This is a genomic window from Sphingobacterium humi, from assembly GCF_009768885.1.
GTDB lineage: Bacteria > Bacteroidota > Bacteroidia > Sphingobacteriales > Sphingobacteriaceae > Sphingobacterium > Sphingobacterium humi.
Genome location: NZ_WSQA01000009.1, coordinates 109094 through 127801, shown reverse-complemented (window position 1 = coordinate 127801; position 18708 = coordinate 109094). Strand labels below are relative to the sequence as shown.

Sequence of the window (18708 nt, the reverse complement as noted above, 5' to 3'; positions counted from 1 at the left end):
ACTGTAAAAAGAAAAAGCAATGAAAAAATCAATTATAAAAATGGGAATACTTGCAGCATTTTTAACTGTTCAATCTGCATGTAATACATCCTTAGATTTAGATCCAACAAGTGTAATCACAAATGCCTCCTTTTGGAAAACAGAAGATGATGCCAAAGGGGGGTTAACTAGTTTATATGTTAAACAACGTAGTCTAGCGAGCCTCAATTTATTTATATGGGGCGAAGCGCGTAGTGAGGTGATGGAATGGGGGAAAGTAAGTGGTACATTAGACTATGATCGGTATTACTTAAATACATTGAGTAGTGTTTCTGCTGGTCCATCGTGGCAGGCGATCTATTCTGCCATAAACGATGCGAATTTGATCTTAAAATATGTTCCTACTATTTCCTTTGCAAATGAATCGGATAAAAATAATTTGCTGGCGCAGACCTATGTTTCACGTGCATTTTTAAACTACATTTTGGTTCGTACCTGGGGCGATGTGCCTATTCGGACAGAGCCTGTCGAAGGAGCCGAGCCCTCAGTTATCCAGAAAGAAAGGTCGCCACAAACAGAGGTTTTTAAATTGATCAAAGAAGATATTGAAAAAGCGATTAGTCTATATGCGAGTTATGGGTTTATCAAAAGCAGGAACTATTGGTCTAAAGCAGGGGCTCAAGCCTTAAAAGCTGATGTGTTTTTATGGACGGCAAAACGATTGAATGGTGGTACTGCCGATTTTCAAACAGCTTTAGGAGCCTGTGATGAAGTTGCAAAAGCAGACGTTTCTTTATTGGCAAATTATGCTGATCTGTTTAAATATGGCAATAAAAACAATAAGGAAGTGATTATGGCGATTGGAAATCGGGAGTTGGAATCGGGGAACAATTACTTTTATAATCTGTATTCTGCTCGTTTACCTAATGAGGTAGATCCAAGTACGAATGAAATTATTGGTCAAACAGCAGGAGGTATGGTATGGACAGTGACGGATTTAGCTAAAAACCAATTCAAGGTAGGCGACCTTAGAAAAGCGGCATCTGTTCTTGACTTGGCTGCTCCTGGATTTTACCCTACTTTAATTCTAAAAGGTCGTGGAACGGTTATTTCAGGGGTTCGCTATTTCACCAGTGATTTCGTTATTTATCGGTATGCAGACGTTTTGTTAATGAAGGCCGAAGCAAAAAATGGACTCGGTCAGGATCCTTCTGCGGAAATGAATCAAGTACGCCAGCGCGCCTATGGGTCGAACTATGAGGCAAATAAGTTTGTAAATGGATCGAAAGTAGCAAATGATGCAGCTATTCTGCAAGAGCGTTTATTAGAATTAATGTTTGAAGGAAAGCGTTGGTGGGATTTGGTTCGATTCGGTAAAGCCTTTGAATTGGTGCCGACATTGGAAGGTAAATCAAGTCTGAAACATTTAGAATTTTTCCCAATTTCTGAACAAGTACTTAGTTTGGAACCTTTAGTAAAACAAACAAGTGGTTATTAAAATATAGAAAATTATGATACAAAATAGAATCTTCGGAATAGTTCTTATGTTACTGTGTGCTCTGCCAACAGTATTCGCTCAATCTCCAAGCGTTAGGAAAGTAAAGGATTTAATTATTTACCAGGACAGTATTTTTTATTCATCATTCCCCTCTATCATTAAAATGAAGAATAACAAGTATATGTTGGCTTTTAGACGGGCACCAGAACGAAGGGTTTTCGGTGAAAAACACACGACGCACGTTGATCCAAATAGCTACTTGGTTCAAGTGGAATCTAAAGATGGACAAAATTGGACACACACCCCTGAGTTGATTTATTCACATCCATTTGGCGGATCTCAGGATCCTTGTTTGCTGGCCTTAAAAGATGGAACCATTTTATGCGCAAGTTACGGTTGGTCTTTTTTAAGAGATGATGGGTTAAAGAAATTAAAAAAGCCTTATTTTCAAGCAGGTGATGGAACATTTTTAGGAGGCTATATTGTTCGTTCTACAGACAATGGAAAATCATGGAGTGAACCGATATATCCACCTTCCATCGATCAAGAAGTTAATTTTGATATGTATGGTAAAAAAGTGCCTGTGTATAATCGAGGAGCGATGTTTGAGTCAAAATCAGGACGTATATTTTGGGTTGTTGCCGCGACAGATAATTCAGCAATTAAAAAGACTTCTAATTATTTAATGTATTCTGATGATAAAGGCTTAAGTTGGCATTATCTTTCCGTTGTGGCTGAAGATCCTAAAATATCATTTAACGAGACCTCTATTTATGAAACTCCAAAAGGAGATTTAGTTGCATTTTTAAGGACGGCAAATTTTGACGATCAGGCTTGTATAGCCCGCTCTACAGATGGCGGAAAGACCTTTAAATGGGAAAGTATGGGTTTTAAGGGGCATCCCTTGCAAGCCTTGAGATTGCCTGATAACCGCGTGTTTGTGTGCTATGGCTATAGACATCAGCCCTATGGTATCCGAGCACGTATTTTAAATGCGGAATGTACGGATTTTGCGACTGCCGAGGAAATTGTAATTCGTGAAGATGGCGGAAGTGGTGATATAGGTTATCCTTGGGCAGTTATGCTGGGTAAAAATCAGATTTTAGTCAGCTATTATTATAACCTAAATAATGGAACACGCCATATTGCAGGTAGTATTTTAGAACTTCAAAAATAAGACTTGAAAATGAGATTTGGACATTTATTGGTATTCTTGTTTTTACAGATTTATCTGGTCAAAGCGCAGGAAATTGATTCATTAAAGCGTCCAGAAATCTATCCGGAAATGGTAGCCATGCATGCCAAATTTTCACAGTCAAGTCGAGATATTGTATTTCTTGGGAATAGTATAACATTTTGGGCTAATTGGCCGGAATTATTGCCAAAATATAAGAATGTAAAGAATCGTGGTATTCCCGGCGACAATACTTTTGGGGTTTTGGAACGCTTGGATCAAATTTTAAAAGGTAAACCACGAAAAATCTTTTTGTTAATAGGCATAAATGATCTGGCTCAGGGAATTCCGGAGGCAGTGATTCTAAAGAATGTGGAGAGGATAAGTCAAAGGGTTCGAGGCTCGAGTCCTCATACAAAGTTGGTTATCCAAAGTGTACTGCCTGTTAATTCTACCTTCGGTAAACTAAATAATCATTATGGCGCGAAAGCGAAAATTCCAATATTAAACGCGGCCTTGAAATCGTTGGCCACTTCAAATCAACATGACTATTTAGATCTCTATGCTGCATTTGTTGGTGACCAAGATGAATTGCCCAAAGCATACACCTGGGATGGAGTGCATCTAACAGTCGCTGGATACGAGCTATGGGTTCGTATTTTAGAAGAACAAAAATTACTAATAAACTAAATGATGAAATTAACCCGTTTATTGATTCTGTTTACAGGATTTTATATCCCCTTTTTAGCTTTTTCTCAGGATCATAAAGAGCTGAGTAAGGTCATTTCGAAAGGGGGAACAGCAGGCGAATATCAAGCTTTTACTGATGTTGTTCAATTAAAAAATGGCGATTTATTAGCCGTTTTTTATGCTGGAGAATCTCATGTAACTTATCCAAGTGAATCATATCCAAAGGCTGGAAGAATTTGTATGGTTCGGTCGACTGATGAAGGGAAAAGTTGGTCAAGACCCATTACCATTTATGATGATCATGCGGATAATCGGGATCCGCATATAAGTCAAATGAATGACGGTACAGTGATTGTTACTTTTTTTAACACCTTGTTTGGTGAAATTATAGAAAAAACAAAAATCGATACGACAAAAAGCTTAGCGCATTATCAAGGGCAGCGAAGGGTAACTAAAAATGGGGGAATCCATTATATTACCTCGATTGATAATGGGGAGACTTGGTCCGCAATCAATACGATTCAAACTGGAGAATATTCAAATGCATGTTCTGCTCCTATGCGGCAGTTAAGGAATGGTAACTGGATTTATCCAGCCTATCATCAGCGTAATGAGGAAGCGTTTGGCGTTGTATATATTTCAACGAATAAAGGGAGGGAATGGTCAGAGGGGAAATATATAGGAAAAGGAGAGGTGAAATATCTTCCAGCGGAAACGGATATCATTACTTTAAAGAATGGTGATATTTTGGCGGCCCTTCGTGGAGATATTAAAAGAGATGATAAGCTTCATTTCTCCATAAGCAAAGACCAAGGGCAATCGTGGGGAAAAGTAGTTGATTCGGGATTTCAAGGGCACTGTCCTCATTTTATCCGTTTAAAAAGTGGCGCAATTGTGTTGACCTATCGGGCATTTACAGATGATTCTTCAGCATCCTCTGGCTATACCGGATTAAGGATTTCTTATGACGAGGGAAAAACTTGGCAAGGACCTTATTTAATCGATAAATTTTGGGGAGCTTATGCTTCTACAGTTGAATTAGGTGATAATTCCTTATTAATAACCTATTATGAAGAAGGGAATCAAAGCGCAGTAAGAGTAATAAAAACGCATGCTCCAAAACAATCCAAAGTGAATATAAGCTATTCGAAACCTGAACCCTTGGTCAGATTAAAGTTTTAACTCAGTTTCATGAAAATATTTTCTTTGCTTTTAATAACTATTTTAATGAGCTCATGTACTAATAAACACGTTGATTCGGTTGAAGATAAAGGTGTTGAATACGTCGATGTCTTAAGGCATATTTTAGATACCCAAGATAAATGGGTGAAAGTTCATGCGGCGGAGTTTCTAATTTGGCAACAACAGGATTCGGCTTATGTTCGGGAGGTGTTTTTGAAGGAGGCTAAGCTGTATGATACGGTGCCTCAATACCGCGTAGGTATTTGGCGGGTATTAGCACAAGCAGCTACGGATCAGGAAGAAAGAAAGCGGTATATTGAAAAGATTCATAATGCCTACCAACAAGGGCCTGATCAATTACATGCTTTGGAAACACTTGCTAAACTAAAAGAGCCTATTCGAGTAGACCATAGTAGTCTTGATACGATGCTGTTAAAGAACAAGGAGGTAAACTCAACGGTCATCTATGGGTTATGGAATCAGTTTTATAATCCACAGGTTCCCCGCGTGGATCTTTTTAATAGGCTACTTTCTATCCTGAAGGATGAACAGGAACAGGATGTCCATAAGATTTTGCTGTCCTATGTATTTCGATTTTTAGCACTTTCTCCAAGTGAAGAAGAACAGCTACTTGCAATAAATTATCAAGCGTTTCCTGAGCCTGTTCAATTGCAATTTTTAGCAACCTTGCTTAGCAATGTTGACTTGGATGCAAATCAATATGCAACGGCTAAATTAAACTTGTTGAAATTAGAATCGATTGCGAATTATTATCCTACAGCCATACTTGCTCTTTCCCATAAGCAGCATGCTGAAAATGCGGAACTCATAGCCACCTATTATAAGATGATCGCGGATTCTTCGCGTGCAGATTATCAGGTAGATCACCTAGCTACTGCGGCTTACGCTTACCTAAATTTCCTGCAATAAGGATTCGTTCTTCCTGAAGTACCCAAATTCTGAAAGATTGTATCAGGATTTGGGTAATTTTTATGCTTTAATTTTAGCGGCTCGCTATAAATTTGAGTAACTTAAAAACGAAAAGCAGTGAACCTAAATTAATGTAAATGATGATCCATAAAAAGTCTTTCTATCCTTGGTTATTAGTGGCGATGCTATGTGTAGTAGGCTGTTTGAATTACCTGGATAGGATGATGATTACCACGATGCGTTCCAGCATTATTGCCGAGATTCCCATGTCGGAGGCGCAGTTCGGTCTATTAACCTCTGTTTTTTTATGGATTTATGGATTTGCGAGTCCATTCGCCGGTTATTTAGCAGATAAATTTAATCGCAGTAAGGTGATTATTGGAAGCTTATTCATTTGGTCTTTAGTCACTTGGTTAACCTCCCAGGCTTCTAATTTTGAAGAACTGTTATTAGCACGGGCGTTGATGGGCATTAGTGAAGCCTGTTATATTCCTGCAGCCTTAGCGCTCATCGTAGATTATCACCCCGGGAATACCAAATCGACTGCGACAGGACTACATATTGGCGGAGTATACATCGGGCAAAGTTTAGGCTTTATTGGTGGTTGGATTGCAGAAACCCATAGCTGGCATTATGCCTTTCATATCTTTGGTATCATCGGTGTAGTTTATGCGATTATCTTAATATTTCTTTTAAAGGATAAGCCAGTAACACTTGTTTCTGCTGGAGAAAATAACGCTGCTAAATCAACGGTCAATATATGGGATGCTTTCAAATCCCTTTTTAAAAACTATGCTTTTAATATGGTTTTATTCATCTGGGGACTAGCTGGTGCGGTGTCTTGGATGGTCAATGGTTGGTTGCCGACCTATTATAAAGAAAAGTTTAACCTCACCCAAACAGAAGCAGGCGTATATTCTACGGTTTATTTTTTTACAGCCATGTTATTGGGCGTGATATTAGGTGGGGCTTTGGCCGATTTATGGTCTAAAAGAAATAAGAATGCCCGGATTCTATTGCCTGCAATTGGTTTTTTGATTGCAGTGCCCGGCGTTGTAATTGCGAGTTATACTGATTTGATTTGGGTTACAGTTATTGGCTTTGTGTTATATGCTTTTACACGACCATTTATCGATGCGAATATGATGCCTATTCTAGAACGTATTATCGACAAACGTTATCTAGCCACCGGCTATGGCATCTTAAATTTTTGCAGTTGCATCATTGGAGGTATTGGTATATATGCCGCTGGTGCATTGCGGGATGCTCAAATTGACCTGAGCACTGTTTTTCAGGTGGCGGCCTTAACCATGATCGTTTGTGCTGTTGCCCTATTTAGTTTAGTCCCTCGAAATAATCCTAAAGTTTGAATATATGAGAAGAAGTAAGGTGTTGGAAAAGCTCCGAAAAGGAGAAAAACCAAGCTGTTTTAAGGTTAATTTAAAGGATGCCCAAGTAACTGAGATTGCTGCTAAATGTGGCTTCGACTGTATATGGGTTGATCAAGAACATATCGGGCAAGATTGGTCTGTATTATCAGCCCATGTATGGGCTTCGAAATCACAAGATGTGGATTTGATGGTTCGGGTTCCGCGAGGGGGCTACAGTGAATACATCCGTGCGCTAGAGCTTGATGCAACCGGTATATTGGTGCCACATATTATGAGTTTGCAAGATGCTAAAGATGTTGTGCATATGACGCGCTTTCATCCGATTGGACGCAGACCAATTGATGGTGGGAATGCCGATGGGGGATATACCTTAGAGGATTTTAATCAATATATCACGGAGGCGAATGAGCAGCGTTTTGTGGTATTGCAAATTGAAGACCCGGAACCGTTAGCAGAACTGGAGGAGATTGCACAATTGGAGGGATATGATATGTTGTTTTTTGGTCCTGGCGACTTTAGTCAAGGGATTGGAACACCGGGCGATTTCAGCAACCCTTTACTCATTGAAACTAGGAAGCGGATTGCAGAGGTTGCCAACAAGTATGGTAAATATGCAGCAACGGTAGGAACGGTTGATAACTTGCAAGAACTGTATGCAATGGGTTATCATTTTGTAAGTATTGGTGCGGATGTGATTGCCTTGAAGAATTATTGCCAAACGATTACTGCTGCATTTGGCGATTCCGAGAAAGAACAGACAAAATCCTATTTAGAGAAATAATAATGCACTATAAATCTTTAGGAAATACGGGTTTAAAAGTTTCTGAAGTAGCCTTTGGCGGGGTGGAAATTGGAATGCCTTATGGACTGAATATGTCGCAGGCAAGCCATAAAATGCAGAAAGATGATGCGATAAAATTATTGCATTATGCATTGGATCGTGGGATAAACTTTTTCGATACTGCTCGCTTATATGGGGAATCGGAAACGATTATGGGTGAAGCCTTTGCGGGCATGCGTCAGGACGTGATCTTAACGTCCAAGTGTAAGCATTTTCGATTGCCTGATGGGAGTTTACCTGCTGCTTCAGACCTCAAGAAAATAATGACAGACTCTTTGCATGAAAGTTTGCGCGAGTTGCGGACCGATTGTATTGATGTTTATATGCTTCATTATGGGGATTTGGAAATTCTTGAATTGGAGGAGGTTTATGAGCTGTTTTCAATATTTCAACAAGAAGGATTGATTCGATATCCAGGGGTTTCCGTTTATGAACCTGAGGAAACAAAAAAGGCCTTAGATAAAGACTTTTGGAAGGTGATCCAATTGCCATTTAATTTAATGGATCAAAAGCAAGGGGAGCATTTTCATCAAGCTTCAGCTCAGGGTGTAGGCCTTGTAGTGCGTTCGGTGTTGATGCGGGGCTTATTGACCGATAAGTCTTTTCAGTTGCACCCTGCCTTGAAGGATGTTCAAGCACACTTGCATACCTATAGAAAGTTGTATACTGATGATTCGCAGACACTTGCTTCACTCGCTATGAAGTTTGCGGCCTCTATTCCAGAGGTTTCTTCCGTATTAGTGGGTTTTGATAAGGTTGAATTTGTACAGGAAGCTTTAAGCATATTTAATGGGGATTATTTAAATGCGAATGATTTAAAAATGGCGAAATCGATGAGCTATCCGGATCAGTCCTTTTTAAATTTAGCCCAATGGGATAAAAACGGTTGGTTATGATAAAAATTGGAATGATTGGAATGAGTGCAGGGAATGCCCATCCCTATTCTTGGTCGGCCATAATTAATGGGAAATATAGTCAGGAAGAAATCGATCAAGTTGGGTTTCCGGCGGTATCAGCTTATCTGGCTGCGAATCAAGACACCTTAGGCATTGTAGGCGCGCAGGTTAGCCATATTTTCTGTGATGATATCGAACGGGCTAGGAGTATTGCGAAGTCGGGGGAGATCCCACATGTTGTGGCGCGTCTGGAAGATTTAATAGGGCAGGTAGATGCGGTGATATTGGGGCGTGATGATCCGGAAAATCATTTGGCGATGGCTCGACCCTTTTTGGAGGCTAAGGTGCCGATTTTCATCGATAAACCTTTAGCGATTGATCTGGATGAACTTAGCATTTATGAAAGCTATAGGCAACAAGGGGCCTTTTTAATGTCTTGTTCATCGATGCGTTATTCAACAGAATTACGCGCTGCAAAATCCAATCTGGCTAAAATTGGAAAGGTTCATTTCCTTTCGGTGGTTGGAAAGAAAGATTGGAAAAAGTATGGAGTGCATATGGTAGAAGCTTGTATGAGTTTGTTGGATGATCCAAAGCCACTGAGTGTGCAATATATAGGCAAGGACAATTTCGATAGTGTTCAGCTAGAAATAAGTCCGGATTGTTATGCTAGTATTCATTTAATTGCAGATATATCTCCAACCTTTCAGCTGACAGCATTCGGAGTGCAAGATTGGATGCTTATTGATATCAAAAATTCCTATTCCATGTTTAAAGAAAATATATTGGAGTTTATAAAGTCTGTTGATCAGGGGAAACCTAGTTTAGACTTCGATAAAACTGCTCAAGTTATTAAAATAATAGCTGCTGCTTTGGAAAGCAAAAGACAGGGCAATATTAAAATTACGCTTTAAGGTATGCATGTATCTAAATTATTTGATTTATCAGGAAAAGTTGCCCTGGTGACCGGTGGGGCAGGGAATTATGGGAAATGCATTGTAGAAGGCTTAATAGAAGCTGGAGCTACCGTCGTGGTTACAAGTAGACGGGTGGATCAAGCGAAGCAGGATCTAGCAGAATATCTGCAGCCAGGTTATTCTTTAACGGTTTTGGAGCTGGATCAGGAATCGATAAGTAGTATCGATACCTTCATGCAGGAATTAAAACAGCGTTATGCCAAAGTGGATGTTTTTGTAAATAATGCAGTATCCAGACCTATGAAGGGATTTCACGGGGATATCGATCAATTCCGGCAATCTATGGAAGTCAATGCAACCGGAATGTTTTACCTCTTACGTGAGCTTTCTGCTTGGATGTCGGATACAGGTGGTGGTTCGGTAATCAATATCGCTTCGATGATGGGCATGAAGGGGCCAGATTATTCAAATTATAAAGGTACGTCCATGGGAGATCTTCCTCCGGATTATTTCTTCCATAATGCAGGTTTAATTAACCTCAATAGGTTTATGTGTAAAAAATATGCAGGAAAACAACTTCGTTTTAATTGTATTTCCCCGGGAGGGTTATTTAATCATCAGGCGGAGCAATTTCTTACCAATTATTGTGAAAAAGTACCGCTTGGACGTATGGCAAATACTGATGATATCAAAGGCTTGATTGTACTGCTTGCCTCTCAAGCTGGTGCCTATATAAATGGTGAGAATATCCTGATGGATGGAGGCTTAAATGCCTAATCGTATGGGTTAATTGATATCTACAGTTCTTTTAAACTCTGAAGGTGACATCCCTTTAATCTTTTTAAACTGCCTGTTGAAGTTGGCAATGCTGTTGAAACCACAGGTATATGCGGCCTCCAAGATTGATTTGTCATCTTCAGAAATCAGTTTGCAGAAATGGCCTATCCGGATTTGAGTGACATATTCTACAAAGGTCATTCGGTATTGCTCTTTAAAGAAATTGCAAAAGGTGGTGGTGGCCATATTGGCTTCATCGGCAACTTCTTTTAAGGTAATGGGCTTATGATAATTGCGAAGAATGAAATCATTGATTTTACTATGTCTGCTTGTAATACTGTTTTTGTTGGAGTTGAAATTCGGACTGGCCAAAAGGTCATAATCCTTCATAGAACAGATAATATCAAAGATTTCAAAAATTGATGCTAATCTTTTCAGGCCACTTTCAAATAACATGTTATTCATGATATCGGCGATTGTCGTGCTTTCTTTTCCTTTGATGTGAATGCCTCTGGAAGATAGGGTTAGGATTTCAATTAAGGAGGAGAATTCAGGGATATTAAAGATATCCTGACCGATAAAATCCGGTGAGAAATGGATAACAGTTGCATCGGCTGCCTCCATTCTTTTCTTTTCTAAATAGGAATTATCATTGACCCATACGTGGGGCAACTCAGGACCCATTAGCACGAGATCTCCCTCTCCAAAATAACCAATATGGTCACCCACCATTCTTTTTCCGGTACTGCGGTTTACTAATACAAATTCAAATTCGGGATGGTAGTGCCAAGGACAAGGGAAATGGGTGCCTTTTTCATTAAATACAATAAATGATTTGTCGAATTCCTTTGGTAGTCTATACTCTATTGCTTTCATAATAGATATAAATGGTTATCCTAATTTACTAGAAATGCCTAGTGTTTCCAATAAGAATCGATAAAAACTGAAAAATAGTATCAGTTTTATAGATAATAAGATAGTTTCAAAGAGTGCAAGTAAAGGGGAATGGCATATAATTAATTTTAGTTAATAATTATTCTTAATGATTAAATTTTCATAATTTTGCAAAATGAGAAAATACATTCTGCTATTCTTACTAAATTTTTTTTTACTGCAATTTACCTTCGGCCAAGATTCCCGACTCTCAAATCGTCGTGAAATTTTTTGTTATCAAGTTCAGGCTAAAACATCAGAAGGTAGAATAAAAGGAATTCTTCAGCATACAACGGCTGAGGAAGTGGCAATTTTAACCCCAAAGGGATTAAAAAGAATTCATCCCCAAATCATTAAATCCTTAAAGATTAAGTTCGATAAAAAAATGGAAGTTCCCTTTTTCGATAAAATGGGGGAAACAGCTGTAGAAATGATGTTTGATCCTACCTATTTAACCAGCAGCACAAAAACAAGTACGGATATGCAAGGAAATACCCGGGTTTTAGAAGAGGAAGCCGCTCCGTTTGGCGAGCAACTTTTACTTAGTGGTGCCATGATTGGTGGTGCTTTAGTGGGTAATGAAATTGCTAAATTGATTCCTACTGCGAGTATTGAAACATTTAAAATAAATTATTCTATGGAGAAGTATCATGCCGTTTTAGATGATTTAGCGATGTATACCGTTGCATTGCAATCTTCGCCCAGCTATAATCTTGTGTTAAAGGAAAAGTTAAAAGCAGTGAAAGAAAAGAATAAAATTAAAAAGATGTAATGTAAGTTAAATATTAGTTAATTCTATCTAAACCATTTCTTCATAGCTGCTTTTTAACTTTGTTTGCTGATTGGAACAATAAACCATGCAGCTTCGCGTATGACGAGTGTTTACATAGCTATTATTATCCAAAGTACCCTTTCCACTTTGCTCATCTATAATCGTCGAAAGAATGAGCTTTACCTTTTTCATCTTTACTGTTTAGTCATCTGTTTTGATTTTATATATGAGTTGTTCATGTATAATCATTTCTCAGGCAGCACCCTTTATTTGGATGTATTGCCCAGTAGTTTTCGCTTTTTGAAAGGCCCGATCTTATTTATGATTAGCATGAATTTTATTGGCAAATCCCTTTCGAAGCAAACCGTTCGACTATTGCTGTTTCCATTTTTCGTGGTTTTTATACTCAATATTATTGCCTTTTGGCAATTAATCAGGTTTAAAGAAGTGCAACCCATGTTACTTCAAGGCTATGATTATATTTTTAAAGGATATTTCTATTATTGGTTAGGATTTATCCTTCTTGCAATATTACAATTATGCCGATTTGCCAATCGAGAATTACCTTTCTTCCGCCATTACTACATCTTTCTCACCTATCTAGCAGTCAGTGTTACGGCTTATTATGTCAGTTATAAGGCAGGCGTTGATATCGATAAGATTCGTCATGTATACAATTACCTGTTCTTTATTCAATTCGGCTTATTGATAAATTTAGTGCTGCGGATAAAAAATGCAAAAGAACATTCCAATCCGCCTGTGGTTGCTGAAACCATAGATAAGTATAAGCATTCGAACCTGACGCCTGCGACGATGCAAGAAATAGCAGCCTCCATCCGAGGATTTCTCGATCAAACGCAAGATTATACCTCCGAAGACTATGGACTACTTAATCTGGCAGAACAGATCCAAACTCCCAAACATCAGATCAGCCAGGTTATCACGGATCATATGCAAACCTCCTTCTACGAGCTTATCAATACGTACAGATTGGAGCTGTTTATAAAGAAATTGCAAGAAAATCCAAGCTGCAATGTTTCCGATCTATCCTTTCAGGTAGGTTTTAAATCCAGAACGACTTTCTATAAATATTTCAAAAGCAAATTAGGCGTAACACCTTCCGAATTTAAAGAACAGATAAAATGTGCCCTGCCTTAGCAGTTTATAATTGCTTTAAATGTTCGTAACGAAAGTTTAATGTTTGTAAATTATTATTAATCAGTGTTTTGTGCGTTGTTTTTCCTGGAATTTGTACAGCTTAATTTAGATGGACAAAGTTTTTTAACGGGCTTTCTAGTTTAGCCGGACTTAGAAAAAATTAATCTGTTATGAAAAAAATGATGTACAAAGTTTCATGTAGTATACTGCTGATTTTATTGGCAGCTTGGCAACTACAAGCCCAAACAAGAATTACAGGAAGGGTGGAAGATAACACCGGTCCTTTGCAAGGTGCCACGATTAAGATTATAGGAACGTCCTATGTAGGTACCACGGGGTATGATGGGCAGTTTTCCATGGCGTTGGATTTAAAAGGAAAACATCAATTAACTATTCACTATTTAGGATTTCAAGAGCTCCTATTGCCTCTTGAATTAGCAGAAAAGGGGACTTTAAACCTTGGGGTGCTTAAGTTGACAGCAAGCACAGGACAGCAATTAGAAGGAGTGTTGGTGACTGGAGCCTACCGGCCTTCGCAGGTAAGGGCATTGCAAATGAAAAAAAGCTCAGCAAATCTGGTTGAAACATTAGCTGCAGATGCTATTGGTAAATTACCCGATAGAAATGCCGCGGAAGCGGTGCAACGTATTCAAGGGGTCTCTATTGAACGAGATCTGGGTGAAGGACGTTCTGTGTCGGTTCGGGGAACTCCGATCCAATGGAGTTCTTCTACCTTAAATGGAAATAGGCTTCCAAGTGCGAGTGCTGATAATGTAAACCGTGGTCTTCAAATGGACATCTTTCCATCTGAGATTATCCAATTTGTGAAAATGGCAAAAGCTTTGACACCGGATATGGATGGTGATGCCATTGGAGGAAGCATAGATTTTATCACCCGAGCGGCTACAGCACGCGAAACCTTTTCGGCAACAGTGTCCGGAGGTTATGTCGATCAGTCACAGAAGTTATCCTATAATGGTTCCTTTGTTTATGGGAATAAATTGTCAGATAAATTAAGCTTTATGGCTACAGGTGTATTGTGGGATCGGTCTTCGGCGGCAGATAATTATGTGACGATTTTCGATTTCAATAATCCCGATCGCAAACAATCCTTCGCAATGGATCAATTCCAGCTGCGCGACTACGTCGCTAGGCGGAGAACTATGGGCTATACGGGCGCCATGGAGTATAAAATCAATGAATCGAATACAATTGCTGTGAAAGGTTTATATAGCCAGTACTTAGATCAACAGACCGTTCGCGAGAGTTATTTCTCTTTCAAGCAGAAGAATGTAAGCCTGCAAGCTAGACATGCGGATTACTTAACAGATATGTATAACCTGCAAGTGCTAGGCCATTCAAAATTGGGGCAGCAATGGAACTTAGATTGGTCCTTGCATACTGCACGCTCTTCCTTTAACTATAATTCACCTAAAAACATCAAGAAAGATGACCGTGGATATCCGATTATCAACTTTATGCAACCCATGGAATATAGCCATTTGGCTCCAGATGGAAAACGCTATCAAAAGGTTGACTGGCCAGAGGGTGATTTGTCGAATGAAACAATTCTTCCTCACCCTGCCAGCAAAGTTGATCCTTCAAAATTACGCCTGAACCAAATCATCTTAGTTCAAAATAGAAATAGCGAAGTGGATTATGCCGCTAAGTTTGACTTAGGGTATAAGGTATCTGATAAACTGCAATTAAAGGCGGGTTTTAAAGGGCTGAATAAAGAAAAAGACGTGCGTGCAGGTGTATTGGTTTGGATGCCAAAATCAAGTCTTGGCGTTGCAGATTCCAAAACTACCTTATTGCAGTCCTTGCAAACAGAACCTTTTCCGGCCAATGGCGGTTTTCTATCGGAATTGGGAAACCCCTATGCCAATGTGCTGATAGACCAAGTAAAAAACACCCAAATTGATGCTTTTTACACCGAAGAAGGTATCAAGAATTACCAATTACAACAGGTACAGGGTGCCAATGCCGCCTCCAATATCGCTGGAATTTACCTGGGTAAGGAAAATGTATATGCCGGCTATATCATGGCTAATTGGCAAGTGTCCGATGCTTTTTTAGTATTAGCAGGGGTTCGAAATGAATACAACCATGTTCGTTTTCAGGGAAAAAAGGCGGTGACAGAAAAAGACAAGGTAAGTCAAGAAGATGTGGAAAGCGTTCATCGCTACCATGTGCCACTTCCCATGTTGCATGCAAAATGGAATATCAATGAGCAGGCCGTATTACGGGGGAGTTTAACTCGCTCCTTTGCCCGAGCAGACTTTAACAGCTTGAATCCGGGGATAATAATCAATGAATTAACCAACACGATTACCGAAGGAAATACTGCCTTAAAGCCAACACTGTCCAATAATGCAGATTTGATGTTTGAATATTATTTAAGCGATGTAGGGTTGATTTCTGCCGGAACCTTCTATAAGCAATTAAGCAATATCATCTACGATAACCAGTCTATCGTGAACTTGAACAATAAAACCTATGTTAAAAATACGCCAGAGAATTTGGATAAAGCAAGCTTACTTGGTTTTGAATTGGGATTAAGCAAGCGATTTACCGAGCTTCCTTCCTTTTTATCAAAGCTAGGTGTTGAGTTGAACTATTCCTTCGTAGATTCTAAAATTGACCTGCCTCAGTTTGAAAAAGGAAAGCAAGTATCGGTCTTAACGACTACGCTTCCAAAGCAAGCAAAGCATATTTTTAATAGCATACTCTTTTACGAGGATGGAAAGGTAATGGCTCGTATTGCCGGAAACTATAAAGGAAACTATTTAAATGTCATCCGTAGCCAGGCCGGAGCAGATCATTACCAATGGTTCGATAAGAACTTCACCTTGGATTTTTCAGCTTCCTATGCTGTCACACCGAAGGCTCGTCTGTTTATGGAGTTAAATAATATTACCAATGAACCGAATCGTTTTTACCACGGCATGCGCGAACGCATGGAGACCATTTCTTATGTTTCCTTTCGTGGACAGTTAGGGGTTAGTTTTCAAATTAAGTAAGGCCATATAATCGTTATAAAGCATGAAATTACAACGGATTATTACTACAGCTCTTTTGGCTATACTTGGCGCTGCTTCAACTTTACTGGCTCAAGCGCAAGAGCTTCCAATCGATAGTTTAAAGATTAACCAAATTCAAGTTCTTGGCACTCATAATAGCTATGCTAGGCCCGTTGATAAGGAATTACTTGCCTTAGTTTCCCCTTTGGCAACCAATATATACAGCAATTTAGCGAAGCAAATGTCTAAGGAACAACTCGAACGCTTTAAAGAGTTTCATCCCAATACGGTAAGTTTTGAGGAGATGTTGAATTATAATCATCCCCCATTGACCGAACAATTAGATTCTGGGATGCGAAGCTTGGAACTGGATGTTTATCATGATCCACAAGGTGGAAAGTTCCTCCACCCTGCAGGATATCGCTTATTACGCGAAAAAGGAAAGGTGAATTTGGATTATATGGAAACTAGAGGTTTAGAAGAACCCGGTTTTAAGGTGCTGCATATGGCTGATATTGACTTCAGAACCTACCATCCCACCTTTAGGGAGGCTTTGAGCACCTTGAAGGCTTGGTCAGCACAGAACCCTAAGCATGTCCCTCTTTTTATCATGGTAGAGACTAAGGACAGTGGCATTCCATTTCTACCGCATGCTACTTCCATTTTGCCATTCGATCAGTCGGCCTTTGATCAATTGGATCAAGATGTATTTGACATCATTGGACGGGAAAACCTGATTATTCCAGATGATATCCGTGGGGGCTATGCTACCTTAAATGAGGCGGTGCGTAATGGCAATTGGCCAAAGCTTGCTGATGCCAGGGGTAAGTTTGTGTTTTTGTTATTACCAATCACGGCAGGATTAGGTACCTACGGTGGGCAATATGTCAAGGATGCCTCTAACCTGGAAGGAAAGGCCATGTTTGCCAACGCATCCAGCACCGATAGCTTCGGCGCTTTCATTTTAATGGATAATGCAATACTGCGGCAAGAGGAAATTAAGCAATTGGTAAGGGACGGATTTCTTGTGCGGACGCGATCGGATATTGAAACCTATGAAGCCAAGGTAACCGATTATTCCCGTGCGAAGGCTGCCTTTAGCAGTGGAGCACAGGTTATTTCGACAGACTTTATGAAGCTTCCGAATCCTTACGGAACCAGCTATCAGGTTAAACTACCAGGAGCTAAGGACGTGCGCAAGAACCCCGTAAATGCCAAATAAAAGACTACTTAGATAGTAAGGATGGTACTTTATTGTTGAATCGATAGCCAATACCCAACATCAGGTAGTTAGGCTCTTTAAAGTCTTTTAAATTGTAGCCTATATGAAGGAAGGAGCTGCGGGTAGCCATAATTTTTAGCGCGAAACTCTGGTAAGTACCATTCAGGTCTCCACCTTCATGCAACAAATTGGCTCCCAATCCGAAGCTAATCGTAAAGATAGGCATCACATAATCAGCCCGAGCGGAAAGCCCAAGAGCAACTTGTCTTTTCCACTCGGGTTTGAAAAATTGCTGCTCTGTTCCTGAAATATAGTCTTCGGTATACACATTCGCACTGCCATCATAGATGCCATCCAGCGATATCCCCGTGCGGAAGCGGTAGCTGAAATTATACATGGGAGCAAAGTAAAAGCCAAATACGGGGTATTTATGTGGCGAGGCCACCTGATGCCCAAGGAATTCAACGCCTTTCCGACGCCAGGATGCAAAGAGCACCGATTCATAGCTTATATGTTTTTTGAATGCAGGAACTGTATAAGTCGGTTCAAAGGTTTTAATCGCCGGTAAGGGGTTATTTACAGCGTATTGCAAGCCAAACTTAAGCCCCGCTGTATTGACGCCAGCATTTGGGTACTCGGTATTACCATTGGAAAAATGCGTCAGGTCTATGCCACTCAACAGACCCAATCGTGCAGAAAGACGCCATTTTAAGTATAGCCCTAAGTTGATATAGGCATTTACCTTAGAACCCACAATCACATTCCTAGGGTTCAATGCAGGATCGTACACTTTCCAACCACTAGAGAGTCCGAAATTCCATTCATAGCCCAAGGCTACACCGGGAAAGAGTTTGGTAATTTCAGCATTTTGGAAGAGGTAGGCTACGGTCGGATTTCCCAATTCTTCTTTATTGCCGAAATTATAATAGGCCAGCCCAATGCCTTGCTGTGTTTTGGAGAATATCTGGCTACCCAAAGAACCGGTTGGCATCGCAAAGCCATACTTCAAGTGTCCTGATACACCATAATCAGGGGTGATTTTAATATGCTCACCACTGACATAAAAAGGGGCGGTTTGAATATTATAGGCCGGACGAATTTCCAGACTGAAGAACTGCGGAAGTTTGATGCGTGTTTGATACTCAGCGGGCTGGTTTATCGAATCTTGTTGAGCCTGAAGCTCGCCAAGAGAAAGTAAACCGCATAAAATACCAATAAAGCAATAAGCAACAGGTTTAGATTTCAGTAATAAATGGTTAAGCATACTGCATTGGTAAAAAACGGTCAGATTCTAAATTAGGGATAAGAATTGAAAGTTACAACAT

General features: G+C 39.7%; 16 protein-coding genes. 14 read left to right on the top strand and 2 right to left on the bottom strand.

Translation table 11 applies throughout. The annotated features are described in order from the left end of the window. The first annotated feature begins 19 nt into the window (after nt 1–19). From GQF63_RS12875 to GQF63_RS12830, 10 genes are all read left to right on the top strand, one after another. The gene (locus tag GQF63_RS12875; RefSeq protein WP_160369643.1) at nt 20–1477 is read left to right on the top strand and encodes a RagB/SusD family nutrient uptake outer membrane protein; all 1458 of its coding nucleotides are present in this window, start codon (nt 20–22) and stop codon (nt 1475–1477) included. A 13-nt stretch (nt 1478–1490) separates the two neighbouring features. Continuing rightward, complete coding sequence (locus tag GQF63_RS12870) at nt 1491–2654, top strand: sialidase family protein (RefSeq protein WP_160369642.1); 1164 nt, start codon at nt 1491–1493, stop codon at nt 2652–2654. A gap of 9 nt (nt 2655–2663) precedes the next feature. Next, entirely contained in the window at nt 2664–3341 is a 678-nt protein-coding gene (locus GQF63_RS12865; protein ID WP_160369641.1) for a GDSL-type esterase/lipase family protein, read from the top strand. Next, on the top strand, nt 3342–4523 hold the full coding sequence (locus GQF63_RS12860; protein WP_160369640.1) for a sialidase family protein: 1182 nt from the start codon (nt 3342–3344) through the stop codon (nt 4521–4523). It abuts the gene before it with no gap. 45 nt (nt 4524–4568) lie between these two features. After that, nucleotides 4569–5453: a hypothetical protein gene (locus tag GQF63_RS12855; RefSeq protein WP_160369639.1), complete on the top strand. Its 885-nt coding sequence runs from the start codon at nt 4569–4571 to the stop codon at nt 5451–5453. 137 nt (nt 5454–5590) lie between these two features. Continuing rightward, a complete protein-coding gene (locus GQF63_RS12850) occupies nt 5591–6823 on the top strand; it encodes an MFS transporter (RefSeq protein WP_160369638.1) in 1233 nt (410 codons plus the stop codon). A 4-nt stretch (nt 6824–6827) separates the two neighbouring features. After that, nucleotides 6828–7625 carry an HpcH/HpaI aldolase family protein gene (locus GQF63_RS12845; protein WP_160369637.1) on the top strand — a complete coding sequence of 266 codons (798 nt, stop codon included), beginning with the start codon at nt 6828–6830 and terminating at the stop codon, nt 7623–7625. A 2-nt stretch (nt 7626–7627) separates the two neighbouring features. After that, nucleotides 7628–8581, top strand: coding sequence for an aldo/keto reductase (locus GQF63_RS12840; protein ID WP_212592571.1), 954 nt, complete (start codon nt 7628–7630; stop codon nt 8579–8581). Continuing rightward, complete coding sequence (locus GQF63_RS12835; protein ID WP_160369636.1) at nt 8578–9495, top strand: Gfo/Idh/MocA family protein; 918 nt, start codon at nt 8578–8580, stop codon at nt 9493–9495. The genes GQF63_RS12840 and GQF63_RS12835 overlap by 4 nt, the downstream gene beginning before the upstream one ends. A 3-nt stretch (nt 9496–9498) precedes the next feature. Then, on the top strand, nt 9499–10275 hold the full coding sequence (locus GQF63_RS12830) for an SDR family oxidoreductase (RefSeq protein ID WP_160369635.1): 777 nt from the start codon (nt 9499–9501) through the stop codon (nt 10273–10275). 9 nt (nt 10276–10284) lie between these two features. On the opposite strand, the gene GQF63_RS12825 is transcribed toward GQF63_RS12830, so the two are convergent. Continuing rightward, nucleotides 10285–11151 (bottom strand): AraC family transcriptional regulator, encoded by an 867-nt coding sequence (locus GQF63_RS12825; RefSeq protein ID WP_160369634.1) that lies wholly within the window; start codon nt 11149–11151, stop codon nt 10285–10287. Between the two features lie 193 nt (nt 11152–11344). On the opposite strand from GQF63_RS12825, the gene GQF63_RS12820 reads away from it, so the two are divergent. The 4 genes from GQF63_RS12820 (at nt 11345) to GQF63_RS12805 (ending at nt 17383) form a co-directional block, all read left to right on the top strand. After that, complete coding sequence (locus GQF63_RS12820; RefSeq protein WP_160369633.1) at nt 11345–11980, top strand: hypothetical protein; 636 nt, start codon at nt 11345–11347, stop codon at nt 11978–11980. A 237-nt stretch (nt 11981–12217) separates the two neighbouring features. Next, entirely contained in the window at nt 12218–13138 is a 921-nt protein-coding gene (locus GQF63_RS12815) for an AraC family transcriptional regulator (RefSeq protein ID WP_160369632.1), read from the top strand. Nucleotides 13139–13308: 170 nt separating this feature from the next. Continuing rightward, nucleotides 13309–16161, top strand: a complete 2853-nt coding sequence (locus GQF63_RS12810) for a TonB-dependent receptor (protein WP_160369631.1) — start codon at nt 13309–13311, stop codon at nt 16159–16161. 22 nt (nt 16162–16183) lie between these two features. Beyond that, nucleotides 16184–17383, top strand: a complete 1200-nt coding sequence (locus GQF63_RS12805) for a Ca2+-dependent phosphoinositide-specific phospholipase C (protein ID WP_160369630.1) — start codon at nt 16184–16186, stop codon at nt 17381–17383. A 4-nt stretch (nt 17384–17387) separates the two neighbouring features. Here GQF63_RS12805 and GQF63_RS12800 read toward each other — a convergent pair whose 3' ends face one another. Further along, nucleotides 17388–18647 carry an acyloxyacyl hydrolase gene (locus GQF63_RS12800; protein ID WP_160369629.1) on the bottom strand — a complete coding sequence of 420 codons (1260 nt, stop codon included), beginning with the start codon at nt 18645–18647 and terminating at the stop codon, nt 17388–17390. Between the last annotated feature and the right edge of the window lie 61 nt (nt 18648–18708).